At 36.7% G+C, this 24979-nt stretch carries 18 protein-coding genes; 4 read left to right on the top strand and 14 right to left on the bottom strand.

Annotated features, from left to right (window positions below):
* Positions 1–397: 397 nt before the first annotated feature.
* From KEM10_RS18715 to KEM10_RS18740, 6 genes are all read right to left on the bottom strand, one after another.
* On the bottom strand, positions 398–2458 hold the full coding sequence (locus tag KEM10_RS18715; protein ID WP_212217947.1) for a peptidylprolyl isomerase: 2061 nt from the start codon (positions 2456–2458) through the stop codon (positions 398–400).
* A gap of 112 nt (positions 2459–2570) precedes the next feature.
* Positions 2571–3836 (bottom strand): hemolysin family protein, encoded by a 1266-nt coding sequence (locus tag KEM10_RS18720; protein ID WP_212217950.1) that lies wholly within the window; start codon positions 3834–3836, stop codon positions 2571–2573.
* Positions 3837–3875: 39 nt separating this feature from the next.
* Positions 3876–4469: an LPS export ABC transporter periplasmic protein LptC gene (gene lptC / locus KEM10_RS18725; protein WP_212217952.1), complete on the bottom strand. Its 594-nt coding sequence runs from the start codon at positions 4467–4469 to the stop codon at positions 3876–3878.
* Between the two features lie 4 nt (positions 4470–4473).
* Entirely contained in the window at positions 4474–5835 is a 1362-nt protein-coding gene (locus KEM10_RS18730) for a tetratricopeptide repeat protein (protein WP_244826020.1), read from the bottom strand.
* Between the two features lie 21 nt (positions 5836–5856).
* Positions 5857–7155: a hypothetical protein gene (locus KEM10_RS18735; RefSeq protein WP_212217955.1), complete on the bottom strand. Its 1299-nt coding sequence runs from the start codon at positions 7153–7155 to the stop codon at positions 5857–5859.
* Complete coding sequence (locus tag KEM10_RS18740; protein ID WP_212217958.1) at positions 7148–7873, bottom strand: type III pantothenate kinase; 726 nt, start codon at positions 7871–7873, stop codon at positions 7148–7150. The genes KEM10_RS18735 and KEM10_RS18740 overlap by 8 nt, the downstream gene beginning before the upstream one ends.
* A 101-nt stretch (positions 7874–7974) precedes the next feature.
* Here KEM10_RS18740 and KEM10_RS18745 point away from each other — a divergent pair, with 101 nt between their 5' ends.
* Positions 7975–9012, top strand: coding sequence for a response regulator (locus KEM10_RS18745; RefSeq protein WP_212217960.1), 1038 nt, complete (start codon positions 7975–7977; stop codon positions 9010–9012).
* Positions 9013–9014: 2 nt separating this feature from the next.
* Here KEM10_RS18745 and mfd read toward each other — a convergent pair whose 3' ends face one another.
* Together mfd and fbp are read right to left on the bottom strand one after the other, a co-directional pair.
* Positions 9015–12368: a transcription-repair coupling factor gene (mfd, locus tag KEM10_RS18750; protein ID WP_212217963.1), complete on the bottom strand. Its 3354-nt coding sequence runs from the start codon at positions 12366–12368 to the stop codon at positions 9015–9017.
* 133 nt (positions 12369–12501) lie between these two features.
* Positions 12502–13566 (bottom strand): class 1 fructose-bisphosphatase, encoded by a 1065-nt coding sequence (fbp, locus tag KEM10_RS18755; RefSeq protein ID WP_212217966.1) that lies wholly within the window; start codon positions 13564–13566, stop codon positions 12502–12504.
* A 175-nt stretch (positions 13567–13741) separates the two neighbouring features.
* Here fbp and KEM10_RS18760 point away from each other — a divergent pair, with 175 nt between their 5' ends.
* Positions 13742–15001, top strand: a complete 1260-nt coding sequence (locus tag KEM10_RS18760) for an aspartate kinase (RefSeq protein WP_212217969.1) — start codon at positions 13742–13744, stop codon at positions 14999–15001.
* A 21-nt stretch (positions 15002–15022) separates the two neighbouring features.
* Here KEM10_RS18760 and KEM10_RS18765 read toward each other — a convergent pair whose 3' ends face one another.
* The gene (locus tag KEM10_RS18765) at positions 15023–16165 is read right to left on the bottom strand and encodes a hypothetical protein (protein ID WP_212217972.1); all 1143 of its coding nucleotides are present in this window, start codon (positions 16163–16165) and stop codon (positions 15023–15025) included.
* A gap of 88 nt (positions 16166–16253) precedes the next feature.
* On the opposite strand from KEM10_RS18765, the gene KEM10_RS18770 reads away from it, so the two are divergent.
* Together KEM10_RS18770 and KEM10_RS18775 are read left to right on the top strand one after the other, a co-directional pair.
* On the top strand, positions 16254–16835 hold the full coding sequence (locus KEM10_RS18770; protein ID WP_212217975.1) for a HupE/UreJ family protein: 582 nt from the start codon (positions 16254–16256) through the stop codon (positions 16833–16835).
* 2 nt (positions 16836–16837) lie between these two features.
* Positions 16838–17359 (top strand): DUF6702 family protein, encoded by a 522-nt coding sequence (locus KEM10_RS18775; protein WP_212217978.1) that lies wholly within the window; start codon positions 16838–16840, stop codon positions 17357–17359.
* 139 nt (positions 17360–17498) lie between these two features.
* Here the strand turns inward: KEM10_RS18775 and KEM10_RS18780 are convergent, their stop codons facing one another.
* The 5 genes from KEM10_RS18780 to uvrA form a co-directional block, all read right to left on the bottom strand.
* Entirely contained in the window at positions 17499–18008 is a 510-nt protein-coding gene (locus KEM10_RS18780) for a hypothetical protein (protein ID WP_212217981.1), read from the bottom strand.
* Positions 18009–18019: 11 nt separating this feature from the next.
* Positions 18020–19357: a dihydroorotase gene (locus KEM10_RS18785; protein WP_212217984.1), complete on the bottom strand. Its 1338-nt coding sequence runs from the start codon at positions 19355–19357 to the stop codon at positions 18020–18022.
* 51 nt (positions 19358–19408) lie between these two features.
* The gene (locus tag KEM10_RS18790) at positions 19409–20140 is read right to left on the bottom strand and encodes a polyprenol monophosphomannose synthase (RefSeq protein ID WP_212217987.1); all 732 of its coding nucleotides are present in this window, start codon (positions 20138–20140) and stop codon (positions 19409–19411) included.
* 122 nt (positions 20141–20262) lie between these two features.
* Positions 20263–21927 (bottom strand): nucleoside kinase, encoded by a 1665-nt coding sequence (locus tag KEM10_RS18795; RefSeq protein ID WP_212217990.1) that lies wholly within the window; start codon positions 21925–21927, stop codon positions 20263–20265.
* A 124-nt stretch (positions 21928–22051) separates the two neighbouring features.
* On the bottom strand, positions 22052–24913 hold the full coding sequence (uvrA, locus tag KEM10_RS18800; RefSeq protein WP_212217993.1) for an excinuclease ABC subunit UvrA: 2862 nt from the start codon (positions 24911–24913) through the stop codon (positions 22052–22054).
* Between the last annotated feature and the right edge of the window lie 66 nt (positions 24914–24979).

A 24979-nucleotide genomic window follows, 5' to 3' on the forward strand; every position in this document is an offset into this window, starting at 1 on the left:
AAAAATACCAATATGGCTTAATTATTCCTTTATGGTTTATAGAGCTGGTTACATATGGTGTAGAGGTATCTCTATAATGTTAAGAGGTGGTTATATGGGCCATAAAGGTATCTGTATAGTTTATAAAGGTAGTTACATAAGTCATAAAGGTATCTCTATAATGTCTAGAGATAGTTTTATAAGCTTTAAAGGTATTTGTGTCGGCTTTAAAGGTAGTTACATAAGTTATAAAAGTATCTCTATGGTGTTTAGAGATGGTTTTATCGGCATTGAAGATATCTATATAGCTTATAAAACTAGTTACATAAAGTAAAAAGGTGGTCTCTGTAAGTTTTGGTGCGGATACAAAAAAAGCAGAGCTGTAAACTCTGCTTTTAATATATAGGATTGATTAATTCTAGTAAAATTTAATTCTATTATCATCAATGCTTGCATTCTCTCTTATAACCTGATATGCTTGATATGCTTTATAAGAACTGGTTTGTGCCAATTGAGATTTAGCAGCCTCAACATTGGTTTCTTCAGTAGTAACTGTTGTTACTTTCACAACAAAAACACCGTTATTTCCAGCAACAGGAGTGCTTACTTCACCTTCTTTGGTGGTAGTAGCAACAGCAACTAATGCTGGTTCAACACCTGCTCCAGGAACCTGGTATGAAGCGAATGTGATGTCGCTTGCCGACTGAACTTCAGTATTGGTTGCAGAAGCAAGAGCATTCAAATCATTTCCTTGTTTCTTGCTCTTTAAATCAGCAATGATCATATCAGCTTTTTTCTTGTTTCGTAACTGACGCTCGATAGAAGACTTAACAGAAGCCAATGTTTGATATCCTTCTTCTTTAATTCCTGTTAAGAAACCAATCACATATTCATCTCCAAATTCAAAAATGTCAGACATGTCATGGATATCAGCTTCGAAAGCCCAGCGGATCATTTCTCTTGAGCCATCCATGTTAGAAACATTGCGGTCTGTTTTACGAATATTACGTCCGTAACGTTTTATTAAATTCTCACTTTGAATGCTTTCGTTGAACTTTTCGTAAGTTTTGTTTTGAGAAGCAAACTTAGCCGCTTGTGCGTAAACTTGTTGGTTTGTTTTTGAGCTATAAGCAACTTTACGATCCAAAGTAGCAATATTGTATTTTGTAACTGGTTTTCCTTTATCCTGTATATTGATAATGTGTGTACCAAATTGAGACTGAACTTTTACAATATCACCTTTTTTACCGTTGAAACAAGCATCGTTAAAAGGTTTAACCATTGTTCCTTCGTTAAACCAACCTAAGTCTCCACCGTTGATAGCAGAACCCGGATCTTCAGAATTAGCACGAGCTATTTCAGCAAAATTAGCACCACCTTTTACAAGGTTAAATAAACTGTCAGCTACAGTAGGGTCTTTCAATAAAATATGACGAGCTTTAACTGAGTCAGGAATTTGCTTAACGTCAACTAAACGAGTTAACTTATAAGTTTCACCTTCCTGATAAGGACCGTACACTTCTCCAACTTGAGCACCACTAACAAAATCCTGTAGTTTAGAACTAAGTTGCTCAATTTTCCAGTTACGCTCTACATGCTCTGTTTCAGAGTTCATTTTAACGTATTGTACCGCATCAGTTTCTGGATTTGAAAACTCTGCTTTAGCATTTTTAATCCACTCTAAGGTTGCTTCTTTATCTTCGTCAGAAGGCTTTACTTCAAATGAAACATATTCTACCTCACGAGTAGCATCTTGCTTGTAGTTTTCAATATTTGAATTGTAGTAATCCTTAATTTCGCTGTCAGAAACAGTGATGGTTGAGTCAGGAATGGTAGCGTAACGCTTTACAATAAAATCGAAATCAACAACAGCTTTTTTAGCTTCGGCTTCAGCTTTTGCTTGTGCAGTTGTTACATACATACCTTTTGAAATCAGGTCGCTGTATTTTTTCATCAAACGCTCATTCTTGATTTGTTTCTCCAGAAACATCCAAAAGAATTGTGCACTTGGATCTGCGTCTTTTTGTCTTAAGAAATTAATTACCTGCTGCTTATCAAACATTCCTGTTTGAGGGTTAGTAAACATTTGGCGAATTTGAGGATGTACATTTTTTCCTGTTGCCATGTCAAAGATTTCATCAGATGTTACGTGAATGCCAAGATCTTCATACTTTTCATTCATAATAACGTCTTGTACCATCTGATTCCATGCTTGTTCTCTGATCTGGTAAGAAGTATTCTCATCCATTGCAGAAGAACGTGAATTCAGTTTATAGTAATCTTCTAATTCAGTTAAATAAGCCTGATATTCAGGTAATGATACGGTGGTTCCGTTTATTTCCGCAATTTCCATTTTGCTACTTCTAAACATTGAACCTCCTGAGTTCATTAAGTCTCCCAACAAAAAGGCAGCCATACCGACTCCGATCACAACGATCACTAAACCGGCTTTGCTCCTAATTTTCTCTAATGTTGCCATTCCTTATTACTTATAATTATTGTCTTTTTTCAAAATAGGTTACGAATATACAAAAAACATGGTATTATGCATTCCGAGTATGGTTGTTTATGCTAATAAAGTTGTAAACACTTTATTGCGAAGAAATCAAAACCTTTACTAATTCAATACGAGCGTTGGTTGCTTCCATTATTTGAAAGGTAAAACTACCAATGGTAATGACGTCATTTACCTCGGGTATTGACTTATTATGCGTTAAAATTAATCCGGCAATGGTTTCGTATTCATCCGAGGTTGGTAGGTTAATATCGTATTTCTCGTTAAGGTAATCAATCTCTAATCGAGCCGAGAATACATATTCGTTGGAGTTGATTTGCTGTTCTATAAATTCAGAAATATCATGCTCATCGTCAATTTCACCAAATATTTCTTCCAGAATATCTTCTAAGGTTACCACTCCTGCAGTACCTCCAAATTCATCAACCACTAAAGCAATACTTTTATGTTCTTTTGTAAATAATTCCAAAACCTTGTTTGCTGTCATGGTTTCCGGAACGATGGAAATAGGGCTTACGCAGTTTCTGAGTTTCTTTGGTTTCTTAAAAAGTGATGAAACATGCACGTAGCCAATGATGTTGTCTATACTGTCTTTATAAACTAATATTTTAGATAAGCCTGTTTCAATAAATTTAGCTCTTAAAGGTTCCATCTCTTCTTGTACTTCAATAGCTTGAAGATCGGTGCGAGGAACAGTACAGTCACGAATCTTTAACTTTGAAAAATCTAAGGCATTTTTCAGGAGCTTTATTTCATGTGATGAATCATCTTTTTTATCAATCTTTTCATTGTGCTCAGTTAATAAGTTATCTAAATCAACTTTACCCAACATCCATTGAGGCTTTGGCTGAGCATTTTTTGAGCGAAGAATAACCTTAATAACTATATCGGAAAGCCACATAGTAAATCTACTTATGGGATATAGAATTACGTAGAAGAAAAGTAGTGGTATTGCAAAAATATTCAGTAACATGGTTGGATGTATCCTGAATAATGTCTTAGGCAGAAATTCAGCCGTTATTAAAATTATTAATGTTGACAGCGATGTTTGAAGAAGTAAGATGCCACTGTCGGAATCGGTAATATGTAGTTTTATAAATGGCTCTAATAAATCAGCCATCTGTAAACCATAAATAACCAAAGCTACATTGTTACCTACTAAGATAGTTGAAAGAAATACACCTGGATTTTGAACAAAGCGATCAATGATACGGGCAGGAAAAGGATACTTTTTTTTGTTAAGCTCCAAAAGTAGTTTGTTGGAGCTGAAAAAAGCCATTTCGCAACCCGAAAAAAAGGCTGAAAATACTAAGGTTAGTAAAATAATAGTGTAGCTATTCATTTAAGCAATGCGACTTTTCAGTATGAAAGATAGAAAAAATTAATTGGAACCATCATCCTCAAATTCCATTTCGCCACTAACATCTCGTATTTCCCAATTGTCCATGTTTTGATCAGAGTCAAAGCCAACTCCCATAATGACATCATCTTCACTTGTGATTTTTACGAATTTATCGGAGTAGATGATTTCTTTCTTCATATCCCAAAATAATTGTTCGGTATTTAGAATTTCATTCTTCTCGCTTACTGCTTCAACATCATTATTAAGTTCCCAAAGATCCTCTTTTTCGTGATAGATCGCGTGCTTACATTTTATTTGTCCCCTAACCACTCCGTTAGGCTTATAGGTTATAAAATTTAATCCCTCTGGAAACTCCATACGAGCTTCTTCTTTTGGGTAAGTGAAATGTTTCAGCTCAGGAGTAAGAAGTCGCCTTTCAACTCGTCCCGAATCCGTTATGACTGATTCTAAATTGCGATACATCAGAGTTGGCAGTTCTTCTCTGTTACTAATTTCATGTATCTCTTCGGGTTTGTTAGCTGTACATGAGTACATAAAAACACAAACAGCAAGCAGTACAATACTGCTTGCTGAATATATGTTTTGAATACTATTTTTTATAAAAGGTATCAAATTTTTATTTTTTAGCTCTTACTGTAGTTTGAGCGTTTATCCAACCACCTAACTTATAAGCTTCACCTTCTTTCAGGTTGCGGAAGAAAATTTCTTCGTTACCTGGGAAGTATTGTGAATACATTACAATTAGATCATTAGCTTTGGCTGCAGATTCAGCATCAACTGATTTTGCTTTAATAAATTGATCAACAGCTGCCCAATAAGCAGTTTTGTGTTCAAATTCATCAGAACCGAAGTTGTTAGCAGCAGCAGCATAAGCTTTACCAATCATCATATAAGGCTCTCCCCAGTCTGGACGAAGGGCAATAGCTTTATTGGCTTCAGCACGAACAGCGGCAAATTGTTTTTGTGAAAGATAAATAATAGATAAGTAATTGTGATACTTAGCTTTTGTATTAGTATCTTCTTCCAATTCAACAGCTTCTTTACCGTACTGGATGGCTTTCTCTAAATCGTTTGTTTTAAGGTACATTTGCATTAAACCGAAGGCCGATGATGAAGATGGCTCGATATTGTGCAAGTGTTCAGATGACTTGTAGAATAAGTCAGATTCCGTACAGTCACCTCTCGCTAATAAACGATTCACTCTTTTTAACCAGTCCAGGTCTTCAGTATGATCTGGTAACTGAGGGCCAAAAATGCTGGCTAGTGTTTCGCAATCAGCTGCTCCACTCTGAGCAAATAATCCTTCAACCTGATTTTTTAACTCTCCAAGTTTGTCTTTAATAGCTTGTTTTGAAGTAGCATCTTGTTGTTTTTCCAAAATGTTAGATACTTCAAGGTAAGTATTAACTAATTCTTCACCAGAAGTAGCGCCAAGCTTGTAAGTGTTAATAGTACTAACCATATAAGATAAAAGTACGGCAGCTTGTGTTTTTGTTTTGCGTTCAGCAACAGAAGACTTTAATAAAGCCTGAGCTTCTTTTACAACCTCTGAATCGTCTCTTTTGAAAGTAAGCATTGCAACTGCTTTCTTACCGTTGATGTACGAAGTTGGATACCTGCTATGATCTCCAAAGTATTGAATTCTTTGATCATAAACTTTCATCAATAGTTGATAAAGTTCTTCTTTTTTAGTAGCATCTTTTTCCTTCTTCAACATGGTTTGAACCATTTTTTCTCCATCAGAATAAAGACGGCTTGTTGAAACTGGGCATTCATTAAATGCTATTTCCCAATATGGAAAAGCTTCCTTGAAGTTTTTTTGCTTATAGTATTCAGAATACAACGAAAGGTTTTCCATGCATCTAATGCTATCTTCTCCGTGTCCAAATTTGGACCCATCTTCAACTCCCTTTTGTGCAAATGTTGCAGTGCTTAATAGCAATGCTGTAATTAATAATGTAGTAATTTTCATTGGCATGGTATTGCGGTTTATCTTTAATTAATCAAATTTACGTTTCATAAACCAAAACTCGTGAAGAGTAAGGTTCATGGTTAATTTAGCATAGTTCTCTTTAACTAGATTATAATCTGTTGTTCCTCTTTGTCCCCATTCAAAAGCTAAATTGAATGACGTTTTTGTTCTTTTCAATGGTAAACCTACACCAAAACTTATGCCAAAGTCAGTTAATTGGTGTTCGTTTAATATTAAATAGTCTTTTTTGTAATAGGTTCCGAAGCGATATCTGATACGCGCTAAATAAGAGCTGGCACTGCGTTCGTTAGGAATAACTTCACCACCAAAAGCCCATCTTTGCATATCGGCAGTTTCTGTTAAGTCATCAGGAAATTTAGATTCACTCCATTTTTCAAGAGTGTATTCTGCCGTTAAGGTTAATGCTTCTTTTAAATTGTATGCCAATCCAACACCTATCTTTTCTGGCATTTCAAATGCACTTTTGTTAAGTTCATTTTCTGAGAATTGTAAGGTGTCAACAGCTATTACCATCATTCCGTCTGAATCCAATGTATTTCCTCGAGCAACCAATTTTGTGACTTTAGCATTTATTCCTGTTTTAGGACTGTATACACCACCCAACATAATGCTGTTACGCTCGTTGATATCAATTTTGTATTGAATACCAAAATCAAAATAAACATCATTAATACGAAATGTTTCCTGACTTCCAAGATATGAGGCGAATGCATCATTCTGAAAGCGGGCAACATTTGAATTTTTTGTTTTTCCAAATAAATAGGTTGCATGTGCACCTACCGATAGGTTTTTTATAGGACTTATTGACAGACCAACATAGGTTTTTGTTGTATTGCCACTACCCATTGCTGAAGTTAAGGAATGATCTCCTGGAATATCAGAACCTGTATTCTCATCATAAAAATCATAACCAACAGCAGAGGCCGGTTGAAGACCTACTGACATAAATCCCCATTTTGATACAGGAAATCCAATGGCAAAATAATCAAAATGCATGTCTGAAAAATCAGACGTTGACTCATTTGAGGTTAACTTTTGCTGATAATTCATCAAACCACCTTCAAAATAGAATGATAATGTATCTAAACCTTTGTAGGAGGCAGGGTTAATGTTGTTTAGGTTGTATGAGTTTTGAAGTGCAATTCCGGTTCGACCCATTGCTGCGTTACGTCCAAATCCACCATCCTGTAATTCACCAATACCGTATCTTGAGTAAGGTGAATAAGTTCGTTTCTGCGCATAGGCTGAAAACGACAGTAAAACAATGAATACTAAGGTTAAACCGCTTTTATATTTGTTATACATTATGTTCTAGAATTCTATTAAGTCCAATAAGCACCAAATTAGGAGCTACAAAGATGGGATTTTTTAATTTCCTTGCAAAAAATTCTGCATCCCCTCCCGTAATAATACAGGTCAGTTCGTTATAATTGCTTTTAAAATGTTCAATCAACCCCTCTATCTCAAAACACATACTATTTTGAACTCCCGCTTCAATAGCTTCTTGTGTGGAGTTGCCTAAAAAAGGAGCATCTGTATTAGGAGTTAATAAGGGCAATCGGCTGGTAAAAGAATTTAAAGCTTTAAATCGCATTTGTAAACCTGGTGAGATATTTCCACCTACAAATTCACTTTTATCATTTATGAGTTCATAAGTTAAAGCTGTTCCGGCATCAAATACTAATAAATTGGTATCAGGATATAGTTCAAGAGCACCTGCAATTGCAGCCAGTCGATCTTTACCAATAGTTTCTTTAGATTTGTAATTCCACGAAAAAGGAAGAAGTGTATTATGCGATAATTCAATAAAAGTTGGAATTTCCTCTTTCAGATTGGATACTAATTCATCGTTTTTTTTCGCTACTACTGAAGAAAGAATTACATTAGTTAAGTGGTATTTATCAACCAGTTTTTTAATATCACTTTTATCAAGAAAATTGATTGAATCAGAAGCTACTAACTTCCGCTTGTCAAAAATACCATATTTAAGATGGGTATTTCCTCTGTCAATAACTAAATTCACACTAAATTGACTGTTGTTAGTTTGTTAATTGGTTGATATAAGGCCACAAAGATAAGAATAATAATTCTGCTTAACCCAAACCTGGTGAAACAATTTTAAGTATGAGAAAAGTAGTTGTTGTAGAGGACGATAAGTTTATAGCAGCCATATTTACTATGTTTCTGCGTGAACTTGGCCATGAATTGGTTGGACGATGTTCTACCGGAGCTGAAGCTTTGGATTTGTGTCATCGTCTTCGGCCTGATGTTGTATTGATGGATATTCACCTCGACGGAGAGTTAGACGGTATACAAACATCGGAACAATTGCGTAGAGAGTTGGATATACCTGTTATTTATGTTTCATCTGATACCAGCAGTCAAGTAATTAAAAGAGCTATCGTTTCCAATTCATATGGTTACTTGGTTAAGCCAGTAAATAAAAAGGAGCTGGGTATAAGCATTGATCTGGCATTTTATAAGCATAGGGTTGATCAGGAGCAACGGGAGCGAGAGCGAGGATATCGTCAGTTTATTAGCGATGCTCCAATGCCGTTGATGATTTTGCAAGAAGGAAGAATTCAATATCTTAATCATTTAGCGCTTGACTTGTTCAAGACGCATTATATGGAAGATGTTATTACACTACCATATATTAATTTTGTGGAGCCTGAATACACTGAATTGGTTACCGCATTATTGGATGATTTCAAAAATAAAGGAATAGGCTTTCAGAATAAATTACTGGCGATGCAGGATGTTCATGGACAGGTTTTTTATTCAAAAATATCAGGGTCGGCCATTGTCTTTAATAAAAAGAAATCGTTGCAGGTTACAATGGTTGAAGCTTCGGATATGGAATACAGTAATAAAACATCTTTGGCTTATAAAACCATGATAGATTCTTTTGGACTGCCATATTTTGTTACAGATCAGCACCTGCAAATAAAGGAGATAAGCAATAGCCTTCTTTTTAATGGATTGGAATTAAATGACCAAAAAGTGGATGAGCGAAAAGATTACTTCGAAAAAATTGAAGATGAATCTACATTGGTATATAAGTTAATAGCAAAAGACAAAACACCCACTTTATTCAAGAGTCATATAATAAAGGATGTTTCAGGAGAGGTGCTCGAAATCTTCTTTTATCCGGGAAAATAAAGCTAAATGGCTTGATTCATTTCGGTGATAATGTCTTTGGCTTCCTCAATTGAGTTAATATTTTTCATCATCAGGTAAAGTTTAGTTTTACCTTCTTTCATAGTGGCTTTTTTAGGATTATTCTGTAGCCACATTAGTATCTTGCTAAATATTGGCGATTGAAAGAAGATAGATTCCTGGTTGGATACAAAATATAGATATAGGAGGTTGTTTTTGAGGATGATCTTTTCAATTCCCAGTTTTTTGGCCATTCTTCTTATGCGAACAATCTCAAATAATCGTTGACCTGATTCAGGTATTGGTCCAAAGCGATCAATTAGATTGTTTTCAAAAATCTTCAATTCTTCTTCTTCCTCAATGTTATCCAGGTCACGATATAATTGCATTCGTTCTGCAATGTTCTCAATATATGATTCAGGAAGTCGGAGTTCGCTGTCTGTTTCCACAACACAATCTTTTACATATTCAGCATTTTCAATGTCTTTCTCCTGCTCTTCCTTATAAAGTTCTTTGTATTCTGTTTCCTTCAATTCAAGCAATGCTTCATTTAAAATACGTTGATAGGTTTCGTATCCAATGTCAGAGATAAATCCACTCTGTTCTCCTCCTAATAAGTCGCCGGCACCTCTTATGTCCAGGTCCTGCATAGCAATGTTAAATCCGCTGCCCAGGTCAGAAAATTCTTCAATGATTTTTAATCTTCTGCGCGCTTCCTGAGTCAAAGTTGATAAGGGTTGAGCCAATAGGTAGCAAAAAGCTTTTTTATTCGACCGTCCCACACGACCACGAAGTTGGTGCAGTTCGCTTAGTCCAAAGTTATGGGCATTGTTAATAATAATGGTGTTGGCATTAGGAATATCCAATCCTGATTCGATAATGGTAGTGGCAATCAAAACATCATATTCGCCTGCAATAAAGTCAAGCATAATTTTTTCAAGTGTTGGTCCATCCATCTGGCCATGAGCCACCACTGTTTTAATATCAGGAAGTATTCGGTTAACCATCTCCTGAACCTCCAAAATATTCTGAACCCGATTATGAATAAAGAAAATCTGACCATTCCGTTCAACTTCGTAAAGAATAGCTTCTTTGATTATCTCTTCATTCAACACGTGCAATTCAGTAATAATTGGATGTCGGTTGGGTGGTGCTGTATTTAAAATGGATAAATCACGCGCACCCATCAACGAAAATTGCAGGGTTCGTGGTATGGGAGTTGCAGTTAAAGTTAGTGTATCAACGTTTACTTTCAACTGCTTTAATTTCTCCTTTACCGATACGCCAAAGCGTTGCTCTTCATCAATAATTAAAAGACCTAAATCTTTAAACTCAACATCTTTGCCTATCAGTCGATGTGTGCCAATTAGTATATCAAGCTTTCCTTCTTTTAGATTTTTTATTGCTTCACGAATATCTTTGGGTTTTCTCAATCTACTGATATAATCAACCGATACCGGAAAATCTTTTAGCCGATCCTTAAAGGTCTGAAAATGTTGTAAAGCCAATATAGTGGTTGGAACTAATACAGCCACTTGTTTATTGTCAGTTACGGCTTTAAACGCTGCTCTGATGGCCAACTCCGTTTTTCCAAAACCAACATCGCCACAAACCAGGCGATCCATGGGGGTGGATGATTCCATATCTTCTTTGATGGAAAGGGTTGATTTATTTTGATCGGGAGTGTCTTCGTAAATAAAGGAAGCTTCCAACTCTGTTTGAAGATACGTGTCAGGGGCAAAAGCAAAACCCGGATTGGCTTTCCGTTTTGCATATAAGGCAATTAGCTCTCGAGCAATGTCTTTTACTTTCTTTTTGGTCTTATCCTTCAACTTCTGCCAGGCTGGTGTACCCAGTTTGTTGATTTTGGGAGGTGTCCCATCTTTGCCTTTGAATTTGCTGATGCGATGTAACGAATGGATATTCACCAGCAGTACATCGTTATCACGATAGATTAGTCGAATGGCTTCCTGTGGTTTCCCGTTTACCTGTGTAGTGACCAAGCCTCCAAAACGACCTACACCATGATCGATATGAACAACGTTATCGCCCGGATTCAAGCGGTTTATTTCTTTCAGTGAAATTGCTTGTTGCGCAGCTTTGGCTTTTTCGGTTCGTAATGAGAATTTATGGTATCGTTCAAATATCTGGTGATCGGTGTAAAAAGCCAGCAGGGCATCATTATCAATAAATCCTTCATGTAAGCTATGGTCAATTTCGGCATACTTTACCTTTATTCCCCTGTCATGAAAGATGGCTTGCAGGCGTTCAAACTGTTTGGGATTGTCTGAAAGAATGTGGTTCTCAAAGTCGTTCTTTCTTTTCTCTTGCAAATCCGTTTCCAGCAAATCGAAGTTTTTATGAAATACAGGTTGTGGTGACATATCAAAATTCACCACTGATGAGCTTTTCAAAATATTTTTGCTGCCAAAAACCAGCACTGTTTTATTGCTCAATCCTTTTTTGAATTCGTCATAATTGCAAACTTGACTCTCAGTTAAGTATTGAGTTTCATTTTCTTCTTCCTCATCCTCCAGAGGAGTAATTTCTTGTATTTTTACAGCTAATGCATTTAATCTGTCTTGAATAAACTGAGGATCTTCCATCCAGATTTTTGTGCTGGTTGGTAAGTAATCAGATAAGGCAGTTAAGGATTGATTGCTTTGATTCTCGGTTAGGTTAGGTACCACTACCACCTTATCGATTTTTTCTTTTGATAGTTGATTCTCTAGGTTAAATTTACGAATGCTATCCACTTCATCACCCCAAAAATCAATACGATATGGATCTTCATCGGAAAAGGAGTAGACATCGATAATACTTCCTCTAACTGAATACTGGCCGGGTTCGAAAACAAAGTCAACCCGCTGAAAATGACATTCGGTAAGTACTTCGGTAATAAATGATATATCTAACTGGTCGCCTTTTTTAATGACAAGACGATTATTATCCAGTTCGTCGGCCGAAATTACTTTTTCGATTAAAGCTTCTGGGTAGGTGAGCAGAAACAGCTTATTCTCATCGGAATGAATATGGCTTAATGCTTCTGTACGGAGTAATACATTCTGAGAATCTTTCTGTCCATATTCAGGCGATCGCTTAAATGACGAAGGTAGGAAAGAAACATTTTTTTGAGAACTAAGTTGAACCAAGTCGTTGTAAACGTATGCTGCTTCTTCACGATCGTTCATTATCACCAGGTGCGGCCCATCGTTTATAAGGGTAGCCATTAATACAGATTTAGCACTCCCCACTAAACCATTCAGGTAAATCGATTTTTCATCTTTTTCGATGTGTGAATTAACCTGATTAATTCTTTCATCGCTTTGGTAATATGATAGTATTCGGCTTAGCTCCACTTCGTAAAATTTTGTGCAAAGGTAATTGAAATTATCTATTCAATAGTAATGAGTGAAGTAGGGCTTTTAGTATTGAAAATAACAAAAGGCTTTCCGGTTATGAAAAGCCTTTGCATTGATTTAGCATTACTTATTAATTGTGACTGACCGATTCCTGAGCAGCTTTAAAACGCTTTGAGTTTTTATGAGCAAAGTCTGTAAGGTAATCCTCAATCATAGCAACCATATTTTTAGAGCCTGTATAAAACGGGACACGTTGGTGTAATGATGTTGGTTGAATTTCCATAATTCTCTTTTCACCATTACTAGCTCTTCCTCCTGCTTGCTCGGCTAAAAATGCAATAGGATTACATTCATATAGCAACCTGAGTTTTCCCAATGGAGCTGTCTCTGTTTCGGGATAGATGAAAATTCCACCCTTTAAAAGGTTACGATGAAAATCTGCTACTAAAGAACCAATGTATCGTGATGTGTATGGGCGTTGAGTGGCATCGTCTCTTTCCTGACAATATTTTATGTATTTTTTAACGCCTTTGGGAAACTTCTTATAATTCCCTTCATTAATAGAATAGATACGACCGTCTTCAGGTGTTTGTATGTGTCGGTGTGAGAGACAGAACTCTCCAATACTTGGGTCAAGTGTAAAGCCATTCACCCCATTGCCGGTTGTGTATACCAGCATGGTGGAACTACCGTATAAAATATAACCTGCGGCCAATTGAGCTGTTCCGGGTTGCAGAAAATCTTCCATCGAAGCTTTTTCTCCAACTGGGGTAACTCTTCTGTAAATTGAGAAGATAGTTCCAATGGATACGTTAACATCTATGTTGGATGATCCATCCAGAGGGTCCATCAAAAAAACATACTTACCATTTCTGCCTTTTTCATCATCAAAAAAGATGAAGCTTTCATTTTCTTCAGAAGCAATGGCACATACTTCGCCGCATCCACGAATGGCATCAATAAAATGATCATTGGCAAATACATCCAGTTTTTTCTGATCTTCGCCCTGAACGTTGGTGTTGCCGGCTTCTCCCAGTATATCAACTAAACCTGCTTTGTTTACCTCGCGGTTTACCATGCGAGCCGCAGTGCTAACATGATGAAGCAGGTGAGAGAAGCCTCCCCGCGATTGAGGGATTGTCATTTGCTTGTTAAGAATGTACTCGCTTAACGTTGTTACTTCAAATTTTGTCATAGTACTTGGTTTTAGATTGTAACTAATATCTATTTATTGATATAACAAGTCTCTGGAAGTATGGGTTTTTGAAATTGATTAAAGTCACTTATAGATTGATAGGCGAAATAATTTTGTAGTTATATATAGAAATTCTGGAGCTTTGAATTATTTTTACTTAACAATTAGTTAAGCAATGAAAGTATTTAAATTTGGTGGTGCTTCAGTAAAAGATGCAGCAGGAGTAAAGAATCTGGCTAAAATAGTAAATAGTTATAATGATTCATTAGTAGTAGTTATTTCGGCTATGGGTAAAATGACCAATGCTTTTGAAGAGTTGGTTTATGCCTATTTTAATGGGAATGGCATTGAGCAACATTATCAAAAAATAAAGGAATATCATCTTAGTATTATTACTGATTTATTTGAGCCTGAAGAACAAGGTGTAATAGATGAATGGTTGGAAGCATTGCAGCTTAAGCTGGATACAGAACCATCGCTTAATTACGATTTTGAATACGACCAGATTGTACCTTTCGGAGAGCTGATAAGTACATTTATTGTAAGTTCTTATTTGAATAAGTTGGGGTGGCAGAATGAGTGGATAGATGTAAGAAAAATATTGCGCACTGATGATTTGTTCAGAAGTGCCGGAGTAAACTGGGAATTAAGCTCTGAATTGATGAAAGAAGCTTTCTCTTTTGAAGGTACACAGAGATATATTACTCAGGGCTTCATTGGGTCAACTGATACCAATCTTACAACAACTCTTGGGCGCGAGGGGTCGGATTATACAGGTGCTATTATAGCCTATGCTTTAGATGCCGAAAGTTTATCTATCTGGAAAGATGTACCGGGAGTATTAAATGCTGATCCTCGTTGGTATCCAAAGGCCAGAATGATTGATGAACTTTCGTATTGGGAAGCAATTGAGCTAACTTATTACGGAGCCCAGGTGATTCATCCGAAGACTATAAAACCATTGCAGAATAAGCAAATACCTCTGTTGGTTAAGTCTTTTATTGAGCCTGAAAATAAAGGAACTGCCATAAAGGATACGGAACAGAATGTTCAGTTGCCTCCAATATATGTTTTAAAGGAAAAGCAGACGCTTTTAAGTATTTCACCAAAAGATTTCTCATTTATTTTAGAAGAAAATCTAAGTGAGATTTTTCAGGTTATTAGTAAGCATCGTTTGAAGATTAATTTGATGCAAAGTTCAGCATTGAATTTTTCGGTTTGTGTCGATCATCATAAAAATATTGATGCTGTAATGGATGAATTAAGCGAGCATTACGGTGTATTATATAATGTTGATATGGAGCTGGTAACCATCAGACATTATACAGATAAGGCCATATCTGAAGTAATTGATGGCAAGGAAGTGGTGGACTCTCAGGTTAGTAGAAAAACGGCCCGTTATGTAGTAAAGCAAAGCGAGTGGAATTTTAAATGATAATAGAATGATGGAAAGCTGTTACATTCCTAAATTGAATTTTTTGGTTTGGTAGGATTTTAGTTTTTTGTATGGAATGATTGACCATGGAGTAGAGTCATTTTTTCGTGCGGTACCTGGTGATTTATAACCCAAATAAACACCCTTGGGAGTTAAGTGCCACTCAGGAAATTGCCATATTTTGACATTGTTATAGCTAAATCCATCTTCTCTTTTGGTATTCATTTCTCTTGGGTGAATTTGGTTTAAAAGATCCAATACTTTTGGACCAAATACTTTATATCTATACTGAAACCATTTGTATTCACCTTGTGTTAAATTGGTTTGTGGATTTTCGCCAAACCAATATAAGTCTTCGAAGAAAATCGGTTCAGCATTCCTCATTTGTAAGTTAAATAACTCTTTTTTATCGGCTTCAGGAACTCCATAACAAGAGGCACTGGTAATGGTTTGGTAGCTGATTAATTCATTATCCAGAAAGAAAATATCAAAACCAATCGAATAATTACCTTTTTTGCCCTGAATAACACAGCTGTATTTCATATTGATAGCATTCAAATGTTGTGATTCCAGCCAGGTATTAATAGAATCAACTTCTAATATGCCTTTTTTATGAGCTTTAACTCTGAACAAGGTAATATCGCTATTGGGTTCGGTAAGATATTGCACATAAACATGTTTACTAATTTTTTCAGTCTTTAGCGTATCGAATTGGATATGTCGTGTTTTGTATGCCAGATAAGGAGTAATTCGGTATTTTTTAATGGCACTAATACATGGGTGGTTGAGGTCTTCCACCTCAAGACGTTTAAGTTTAAAATCAGATATATTTCCATTCTTATCTTTCCAGCTACCTTCCCATTGATCGGTTTTAACTTCTTGCAATGAAACAGAATCAGTGACTACTTTCTGATTTGTTTCACTATTAAAATAAGATGCGGTTAAAACAAAATGTCCATTCCGGAGTATGGTGCCTTCCATACTTTTATCATACATATTATCCTCGGTAATATACCGCGCCATACATACGTCGCCGTACTCTTCTAATTGAATAACTATCTCTTTATTGTGCAAGGTTCCAATTATATAATACGTCTCTTCGCGATGAGCAAATGCATTGATTCCACTTATAATAAATAAAACCAAAAGTAGATACGACTTCATATTATCAAGGTTTATGGACAATTATCCAGTTTAGATATTTCTAAAAATGTTAATTTGGTGCAACTTATTAAAATTACCCGATATTAGAATGGATCAATTTCTTTTTTATTTAAGACAAGGTGTCGATCATATAACCGATTTGCAGGGTGTCGATCATTTGGTTTTTATTGTGACGCTTTGTGCTGTTTATCAGTTAAGCCAATGGCGACAGATTTTAATACTAATAACTGCTTTTACCATTGGTCATACGGTTACTCTGGCGTTGGCAGGCTTAAACATTATACCGGTTAATCAACAGTTGGTAGAAACTTTAATACCTATTACTATTTTGCTCACCAGTATTTACAATATTGGCAATAAAACTGCACAAAAAAGAAAAGTGCATCTCAATTATTTTTTAGCCTTGGCATTTGGATTGATTCATGGGATGGGATTTTCTAATTTTTTTCGTTCGATGATGATGGGTATTTCTGACGAATCAATTGTGTTTCCATTATTTTCTTTCAATTTAGGTATAGAACTGGGTCAGGTATTTATAGTGAGTATATTTTTGGTGATTAATTGGTTACTAACACGAATATTCGCAATTCAACATCGAGATTGGAATTTGGTAGTATCAGGTGCTGGTGGTGGAATTGCATTGACAATGATTATAAATGCTCTGGTCTAGTTATGATGCGTAATCCATATAAGTACATTCTGCTGTTTACTTTGTGTTTAATTTCAAGCTTTGCTATAAAGGCGCATCCAATAAAAATTACTACGGGCAAGCTGGTTGTTGATTCTGATAGCAAGAGCTGTGAATTGACATTGAACTTTTTTGCCGACGATTTTGAGTCCACACTGCAAAAAGAGTTTCCTCAGCTTCCATTTAATTATAACGATCCGTCGGATGAAATGAAATCCACCATTGACAACTATGTGGTAAGTCAGGTGTCTGTCAGTATCGATGAGGTAGTAGTTGTATTTACATTAAAAACTATTGCTTTGATTGAGGATAATGTATGTCAGGTCACTTTTACTGGAAATCTGGCAGCGATTGATCAGTTTGAAACCCTTACCATAAAAAATACACTTCTTTTTGATGCCTTTGATAAGCAATCAAATATTTTACATCTTTATTTTAATGGAGATAAAGTAGAGATACTTCAATTTTATCCTACAATCCCGGTTAGAAAGCAAAGTTTGGAATAGAAGGTAGAATATATGAAGCGAAGAGGTTAGGCTATGTAATTAAGTTGATCTACCTCTCATATTATAAAAATCTACAATTCAGAATTTAATACTTAATAAATACAGGTGAGTAGAGTGTAAAGTAGTTAATCGATGAATTCTACTTCATTTTAATATAGAAAGCTGCTTTGTGTCCCAGAAAATCGCCATCTTGTGTGGTGGCTTCGTACGATACCAGAATAGCTAATACTTTTTTGGTCATTATCTGCTTATTTTCGTCGTAGTACCACGATTCCCAGAACTGCAGCTTTCCAACCTGGTCTCTTGAGAAACCTTCTTGCTCTTCAATAGCTTTTACTTCAGAAACACTCATAGGTGCTTCAGTCATATAGTTATAAGCTTGTGCATTATGGTTGTATACCGATTCAAAAAACTTATCTACCATTTTTGAACGATCCAATTTGCTTAAACATTCGTTTGTCCAATGATCGTTAGGATCGTAGTTTTTAATTTCAACCGTGTAAATAATGGTATCGGCCAGAAGTTCACCGCTGATGGTTGAATTGGCAGATGAACCTGTGGAGGTGGTTTCTTGATTGCAGGCTTGTATTATAAAAGCAAAGCATATCGCCATAAATACGATATGCTTTAGTTGTGGTAATTTGTTCATATGTTTTAATATTATCTGTCGAATGATAAGCGTTCACCTCTTACTTCTTCATTTACTTTGCCATTGACATAGGCTAATTGACCATTTACAAAAGTGTGGGTTACTTTATGTGAGAAGGTGGTTCCTTCAAATGGCGACCATCCACATTTATAAAGAATGTTATCGGATTTAACTTCCCAGGCGTTGTTGGGATCAACCAATACTAAATCGGCTTTGTATCCTTCTTTAATATAACCGCGTTTTTCAATCTGGAATAAGATGGCCGGGTTATGACTCATCTTTTCAACCACCATTTCGTAGGTGAAATGCCCTTGTTTCACCATCTCCAACATGGCAATTAAAGCATGTTGTACAAGTGGGCCACCTGATGGAGCCTGAAAATATTTATTGTCTTTTTCTTCTTTGGTGTGAGGAGCATGGTCGGTAGCAACCACATCAAGTACCCCATCAGTTAATCCTTTGCGTAATCCGTTACGATCATTTTCTGATTTAACAGCCGGATTCCACTTAATTCGCGATCCGTATTTGTCGTAATCATTATCGGTAAACCAAAGGTGATGAACACAAACCTCTCCGGTAACTCTTTTGTCTTTTAAAGGCATTCCCTGATCGAGTAATTCTAACTCACCGGCAGAGCTCAAATGAAGAATATGAAGGCGTGCATTGTGTTTTCGTGCCAGGGTAGAAGCCTTTAACGATGATTTGTAGCATGCCTCAGCCGATCGTATCACCGGATGATATTTGAATGGCATATCATCGCCAAACTTGTTTTTATAAATGGTAGTATTTTCCTTGATAGTATCTTCATCTTCGCAATGAGTAGCAATCAATACTTTACTCTCAGCAAATATTTTATCAAGAATTGATTCGTTATCAACCAACATATTACCGGTTGATGAACCCATAAATATTTTAATTCCACAAACCGTTTTTGGATTCGTCTTTAAAAGTTCCTCTACATTGTCGTTGGTGGCGCCTATATAAAATGAGTAGTTGGCTGCAGAACTGTTGGCTGCTATTTTATATTTTTCTTCCAGTATCTCGTGCGTGGTAGCCTGAGGTTTGGTGTTGGGCATTTCCATAAATGAGGTAATGCCACCGGCAACAGCCGCTTTGGATTCTGTTCTGATATCGGCTTTTTGAGTAAGGCCGGGTTCACGAAAATGAACCTGGTCATCAATAGCACCGGGAAGTAAAAGTAATCCTTCGGCATCAATGGTTTGATCAGCCTCAGGGGATGAATCATCGAAAAAAACGGTTTTGATCACATCGTTTTCAACTAAAACACTTCCTTTTTTTTGAATGCCTTCATTAATAATAGTGGCATTTTTTATAAGTATGGTAGACATAAGCTTGTTTTATGGATTAATAGATAAATTTACCAAGAGTGCGATTCAAAGTCAAACTTCGTAGCTTTTAAAGAAGCTGGCAATTTTCATTTTAATAACACCCCAAACAGCTTCGTTGAAGATGCCACCACTCATTTTTGAAGTTCCTTCAGTACGATCGGTAAATATGATGGGGACTTCCACTATTTTAAAACCGTATTTCCATGTAGTAAATTTCATCTCAATTTGAAAAGCATAACCTTTCAATCGTATTTTATCTAGTTTAATGGTTTCCAATACTTTTCTTCTGTAGCATTTAAAACCGGCAGTGGTATCCATAATTTTCATGCGGGTAATAAAACGCACGTATACCGAAGCAAAGTATGACATTAAAACGCGCCCCATTGGCCAGTTCACAACATTTACTCCTGAAATATATCGCGATCCAATAGCCAGATCAGCATTCTGATTCAAACAGGCATCATGTAAGCTAATCAAATCTTTTGGCGGATGAGAGAAGTCGGCGTCCATTTCAAAAATAAAATCATATTTATGCTCTATAGCCCATTTGAAACCTGCAATGTAGGCGGTGCCTAAACCTAATTTACCTTTGCGTTCAACCATATGAAGCTTCTCCTGAAATTCTTTCTGAAGCCTTCTGATAATATCAGCTGTTCCATCAGGTGAACTATCTTCAATGATAAGTATTTCAAAATCGCGCGGTAAATTAAAAACTACCCGAATGATATTCTCAATATTTTCCTTTTCGTTATAGGTAGGTATTATAACCAGGTTTTTACTCATCTGAACTTTTTAAATATGAATGCGCCAAAGGTAATAAAATGATAAAAGTTGTTGGGCTGAAATAGTATTAATTGCAACCTAACAACTCAAACCATTTATAAGTTTTTTAATTATAGAGCGAATTAATAACTAAAACTACTTCCTCCAACAAATTCTCGCAATATTGATGTTGGCGGAATATCGGAATTAAGAAGAGGCCTGAAATAACTAAAGAATCGCAATAGTCTTTGAGCCTCGGAATATTCCTTTTGGTTGGGCTGCACTTCTAAAAGAATAGATTCAGCCAAAGGTTTTAATACTGATAATTCGTAAAGTAGCGCCGTGTTAAACATTACATCAGCTTCTTCCTGATAAGGGAATATATGCAAGTCTTCACCACGTCGTACACTAGGCCAGCGAGATATGGTATCCTGCGCCGAGTATTTACGGTATTTGTAATCGCGCACAATCCTTCTGATCAATCGATTGTCGGTCGTGTGTATCAGATTTTGATTGTCGATGTTGATGGATGTTAAGGCTGAAACATAAATTTTAAATTTCGATTCATTGGGGATGAGGTGTGTTAATTCAGGATTTAATCCGTGAATTCCTTCCACAATAAGAATGTTATCGCTATCCATTTGTAGTTTCTCTCCGTCGTAATAGCGCTCTCCTTTTTCAAATGAGAATTTGGGAATTTCAACTTCCTTGCCTGCTAATAGATCAACTAATTGTTGGTTAAATAATTCTACATCTAAAGCATTTAATGCCTCAAAGTCGTAATCACCATTTTCGTCGAGTGGTGTTTGTTCGCGGTTCACAAAGTAATTATCCAGAGATAGGTTGAGAGGCTTCATACCTGCTACCATTAATTGAATAGCCAGTCGTTTTCCAAAAGTGGTTTTTCCACTTGATGAAGGACCGCTGATTAATACCAACTTGACATTATGGTTTCTGGCGTCAATCATATCAGCAATATGACCAATCTTTTTTTCATGCAGGGCTTCTGAAACTTTAACTAAGGTCTCTGCCTTTCCATTATTACAGGCTGAATTGATATCAGCCAGATTGCTTACTTTCAGCACTCTGTTCCATTCAGCAAACTCCTGAAAGATATCAAACATTTTATTTTGAATTACAATCTCTTCAAGTTCGTTGGGTTGGTTTCGCTTGGGAATCTGAAGTAACATTCCATTGTAATACTTTATCAAATCAAAAACTTTCAGATACCCTGTTGACGGAACCAAGTATCCATAATACATTCCGGCATAATCATCTAAAGTATAATAGGTAGAATAAACCTGACCACGATGCTTGATCAGGGCTGTTTTATCAAACTGATTTTCATCTTCAAATAGTTTAATCACTTCATCCGACTCTTCTTCTTTTTGAATAAAAGGGATGTCTGCATTGATCAGCTCTCTCATTTTATCTCCTATCTCCAGAACTTCCGTCATCTGTAATTCCTCAATATTCTCTAAAGAACAATAGGTTCCTTTAGATACCGAATGCTCAATTCGTAAAGTTGCATGAGGATATAGCTTTTTTACCGCAACAGATAGCACAAACGAAAGACTGCGGATGTACATTCTCATTCCATCCGGATCGGTTATATCTATAAACTTTATGTTTTTGGGATGATATAGTTCGTAAGATAATTCGGTTAGAGTATTGTTTACATATGCCCCTAAAATAGGATTCTGTAATTTGATATTCATATCTTCGGCTACTTGCTGAAGAGTTGTTCCCAAAGGATATTCCTTTTGAAGATTATTATTAAGGCATTTAATTCGTACGGTGCGTTTCATAATGTTAAGGTTTTATGGAATTAAAAATACGGAATAAATTGGGATAACATCCGTTTCAGTCGAATCAATACAACAAAAAACAGGTATCCAAAAAATGAATACCTGTCTCCTAAAAAAGTTTAGATTATGCTTTTAGTTCTTCCTTCAAAAACTTGGCGGTATAGCTTTTCTTGTTCTTAGCAACTTGCTCCGGAGTGCCGGAGCAAACCAGTTCACCACCAAAACGTCCTCCATCCGGACCTATGTCGATAATATGGTCGGCCACTTTTATTACATCCAGATTGTGCTCAATTACCAAAACAGTATTTCCTTTATCAACCAGTCGGTGCAGCACATCCAGCAGAACTCTGATGTCTTCGAAATGCAAACCTGTAGTTGGCTCGTCCAATATATATATAGTTTTTCCGGTATCGCGTTTGGCTAATTCGGTGGCCAGTTTTACCCGTTGACTTTCCCCACCAGATAATGTGGTTGATGGTTGACCCAGAGTGATATAACCCAATCCAACATCTTGAAGGGTCTTTATAATTTTGATCAGTTTAGGAATGTGGGCGAAGAAGTCTACAGCCTGATTGATGGTCATATCAAGTACATCACCAATTGATTTTCCTTTGTATCGAACTTCCAGTGTCTCCCGATTGTATCGTCTTCCGCCACAATCGGGGCATTCAACCATCACATCAGGTAAGAAATTCATCTCAATTACCTGCACACCTCCGCCTTTACATGTTTCACATCGTCCGCCGGCAACATTAAACGAGAAACGGCCCGGTTTGTAGGCTCGTATTTTAGACTCGGGTAATTCAGCAAACAGTTTTCTTATCTCATCGAACATTTTAGTATAAGTAGCCGGATTTGATCGAGGTGTTCTTCCTAATGGAGCCTGATCTACGTCTACTACTTTATCTAAATGGTCCAATCCTTCAATTGATTTGTAAGGTAGAGGATCTTTTACGGCATTATAAAAATGTTGGTTGAGAATAGGATAGAGGGTCTCGTTCACCAACGAGGACTTTCCACTACCCGAGACGCCGGTTACGCAAATAAGTTTACCTAGTGGGAAATCAACATTTACCTTTTTAAGGTTATGGCCGGTAGCTCCTTTAATGCTAATTACCTTTCCATTGCCTTCACGTCGTTTTTGTGGGATTTCAATCTTTTTACGTCCGGTTAAATAGTCGGCAGTCAAAGAATCTTTTTGCATGATCTCCATTGCAGTTCCGGCCGCAACCACTTCTCCTCCATGACGCCCGGCATGAGGCCCCATGTCGATGACATAATCGGCGGCCATCATCATGTCTTTATCGTGCTCAACAACTAAAACAGAATTACCTGTGTCGCGAAGTTGACTTAGCGAATTTATTAAACGATGGTTATCTCTTTGGTGCAATCCAATACTTGGTTCATCTAAAATATAAAGAACATTCACCAATTGCGATCCAATTTGAGTGGCCAAACGGATGCGCTGACTTTCACCACCCGAAAGGGTCATGGCACCACGATTTAGCGATAAATAATCCAAGCCCACATCAATCAGAAAACCTAAGCGACTCCTAATTTCTTTGAGTATCTCATGGGCTATTTTCTTTTGTTTATCGGTCATTCGGTCTTCAACACCATTGAACCATTCGTGCAGAAGACCCAGATCCATATCTGCCAGTTCAGCAATATTTTTATCACCTATTTTAAAATGAAGGGCTTCGCGGTTTAAGCGTTGGCCATGGCATTCATCACAGTTCGTATGTTTAATAAACTGACGAGCCCATTTTCGGGCTTTCATTGATGTATCATTATCCTGCTGATCGAGAATGTATTTGATTACTCCTTCAAAACTGAGATAATAATTGGAAGCGCCACCTAGTGAGTCGTTCTTTATAGTAACTGGCTCGCTAGATCCATGTAATATTATATCAATTGCTTCCTCTGGAATGTCTTTGATGGGAGTGTTGATTGTAAATCCATGCTTCTCACCAATGGCTTCAATCTGCCAGAAGATGAGGTTGTTTTTATATTTTCCTAGCGGTGCAATACCCCCTTTTTTAATGGTTGATTTTGCATCGGGCACAATCTTATCAAAATCAACTTCATCAAGGGTTCCCAGGCCTTTACACTTAGGGCAAGCTCCTTGAGGCGAGTTGAAAGAGAAGGAGTGTGGTGCCGGCTCGTTATAGGATATTCCACTGGTAGGACACATCAGCTGACGACTGTAATATCGTTGCTCATCTGTGTCGGCATCCACCAGCATCATAATTCCTTTACCATGTTGCATGGCTAATTGAATACTTTCTTTCAGGCGTCTGGTGTCATCACCGGAGATTTTAACCCGATCAACCACCATTTCGATAAAGTGATTTTTATAACGATCGACTTTCATTCCCTGAACAACTTCATGGATCTCCCCATCAATTCTTACATGCAAAAATCCTTTTTTACGTATCTGATCGAATAATTCTTTGTAATGACCTTTGCGTCCTTTTACTAACGGTGCAGCTATATATGCCTTTTTCCCATTAAATTGTTCAATAATGAGTTTTAGAATCTGCTCATCGGTATATTTCACCATTAACTCACTCGTTTTATACGAGTAAGCTTGTCCGGCGCGAGCATATAATAAACGAAGGAAATCGTATATCTCGGTAGTTGTACCAACTGTCGAACGTGGATTTTTTCCGGTGGTTTTTTGTTCTATGGAAATAACCGGACTTAAGCCTGTTATTTTGTCTACATCAGGGCGCTCCATGTTACCCAAAAACTGTCGTGCATAGGCAGAAAAAGTCTCAATGTAACGACGTTGTCCTTCGGCATAAATGGTATCAAAAGCAAGCGATGACTTTCCACTTCCACTTAATCCGGTTACAACAACCAGCTTATCTCGCGGAATAGTCAGGTCTATATTCTGAAGATTATGAACCCTTGCACCATAAACGTCTATCTGTCCCGCATCCTCTACAAAAGTGTTTTTATCTGTTGCCTTTTTTTCTGCCATAAGTCCGTTTTTAGGAAGCCCAAAGATAACAATCTTTTAGGCGAAAGATAAACGGATTTGTGGCTT

This window comes from Carboxylicivirga linearis (genome assembly GCF_018271995.1).
Classification (GTDB): Bacteria; Bacteroidota; Bacteroidia; order Bacteroidales; family Marinilabiliaceae; genus Carboxylicivirga; species Carboxylicivirga linearis.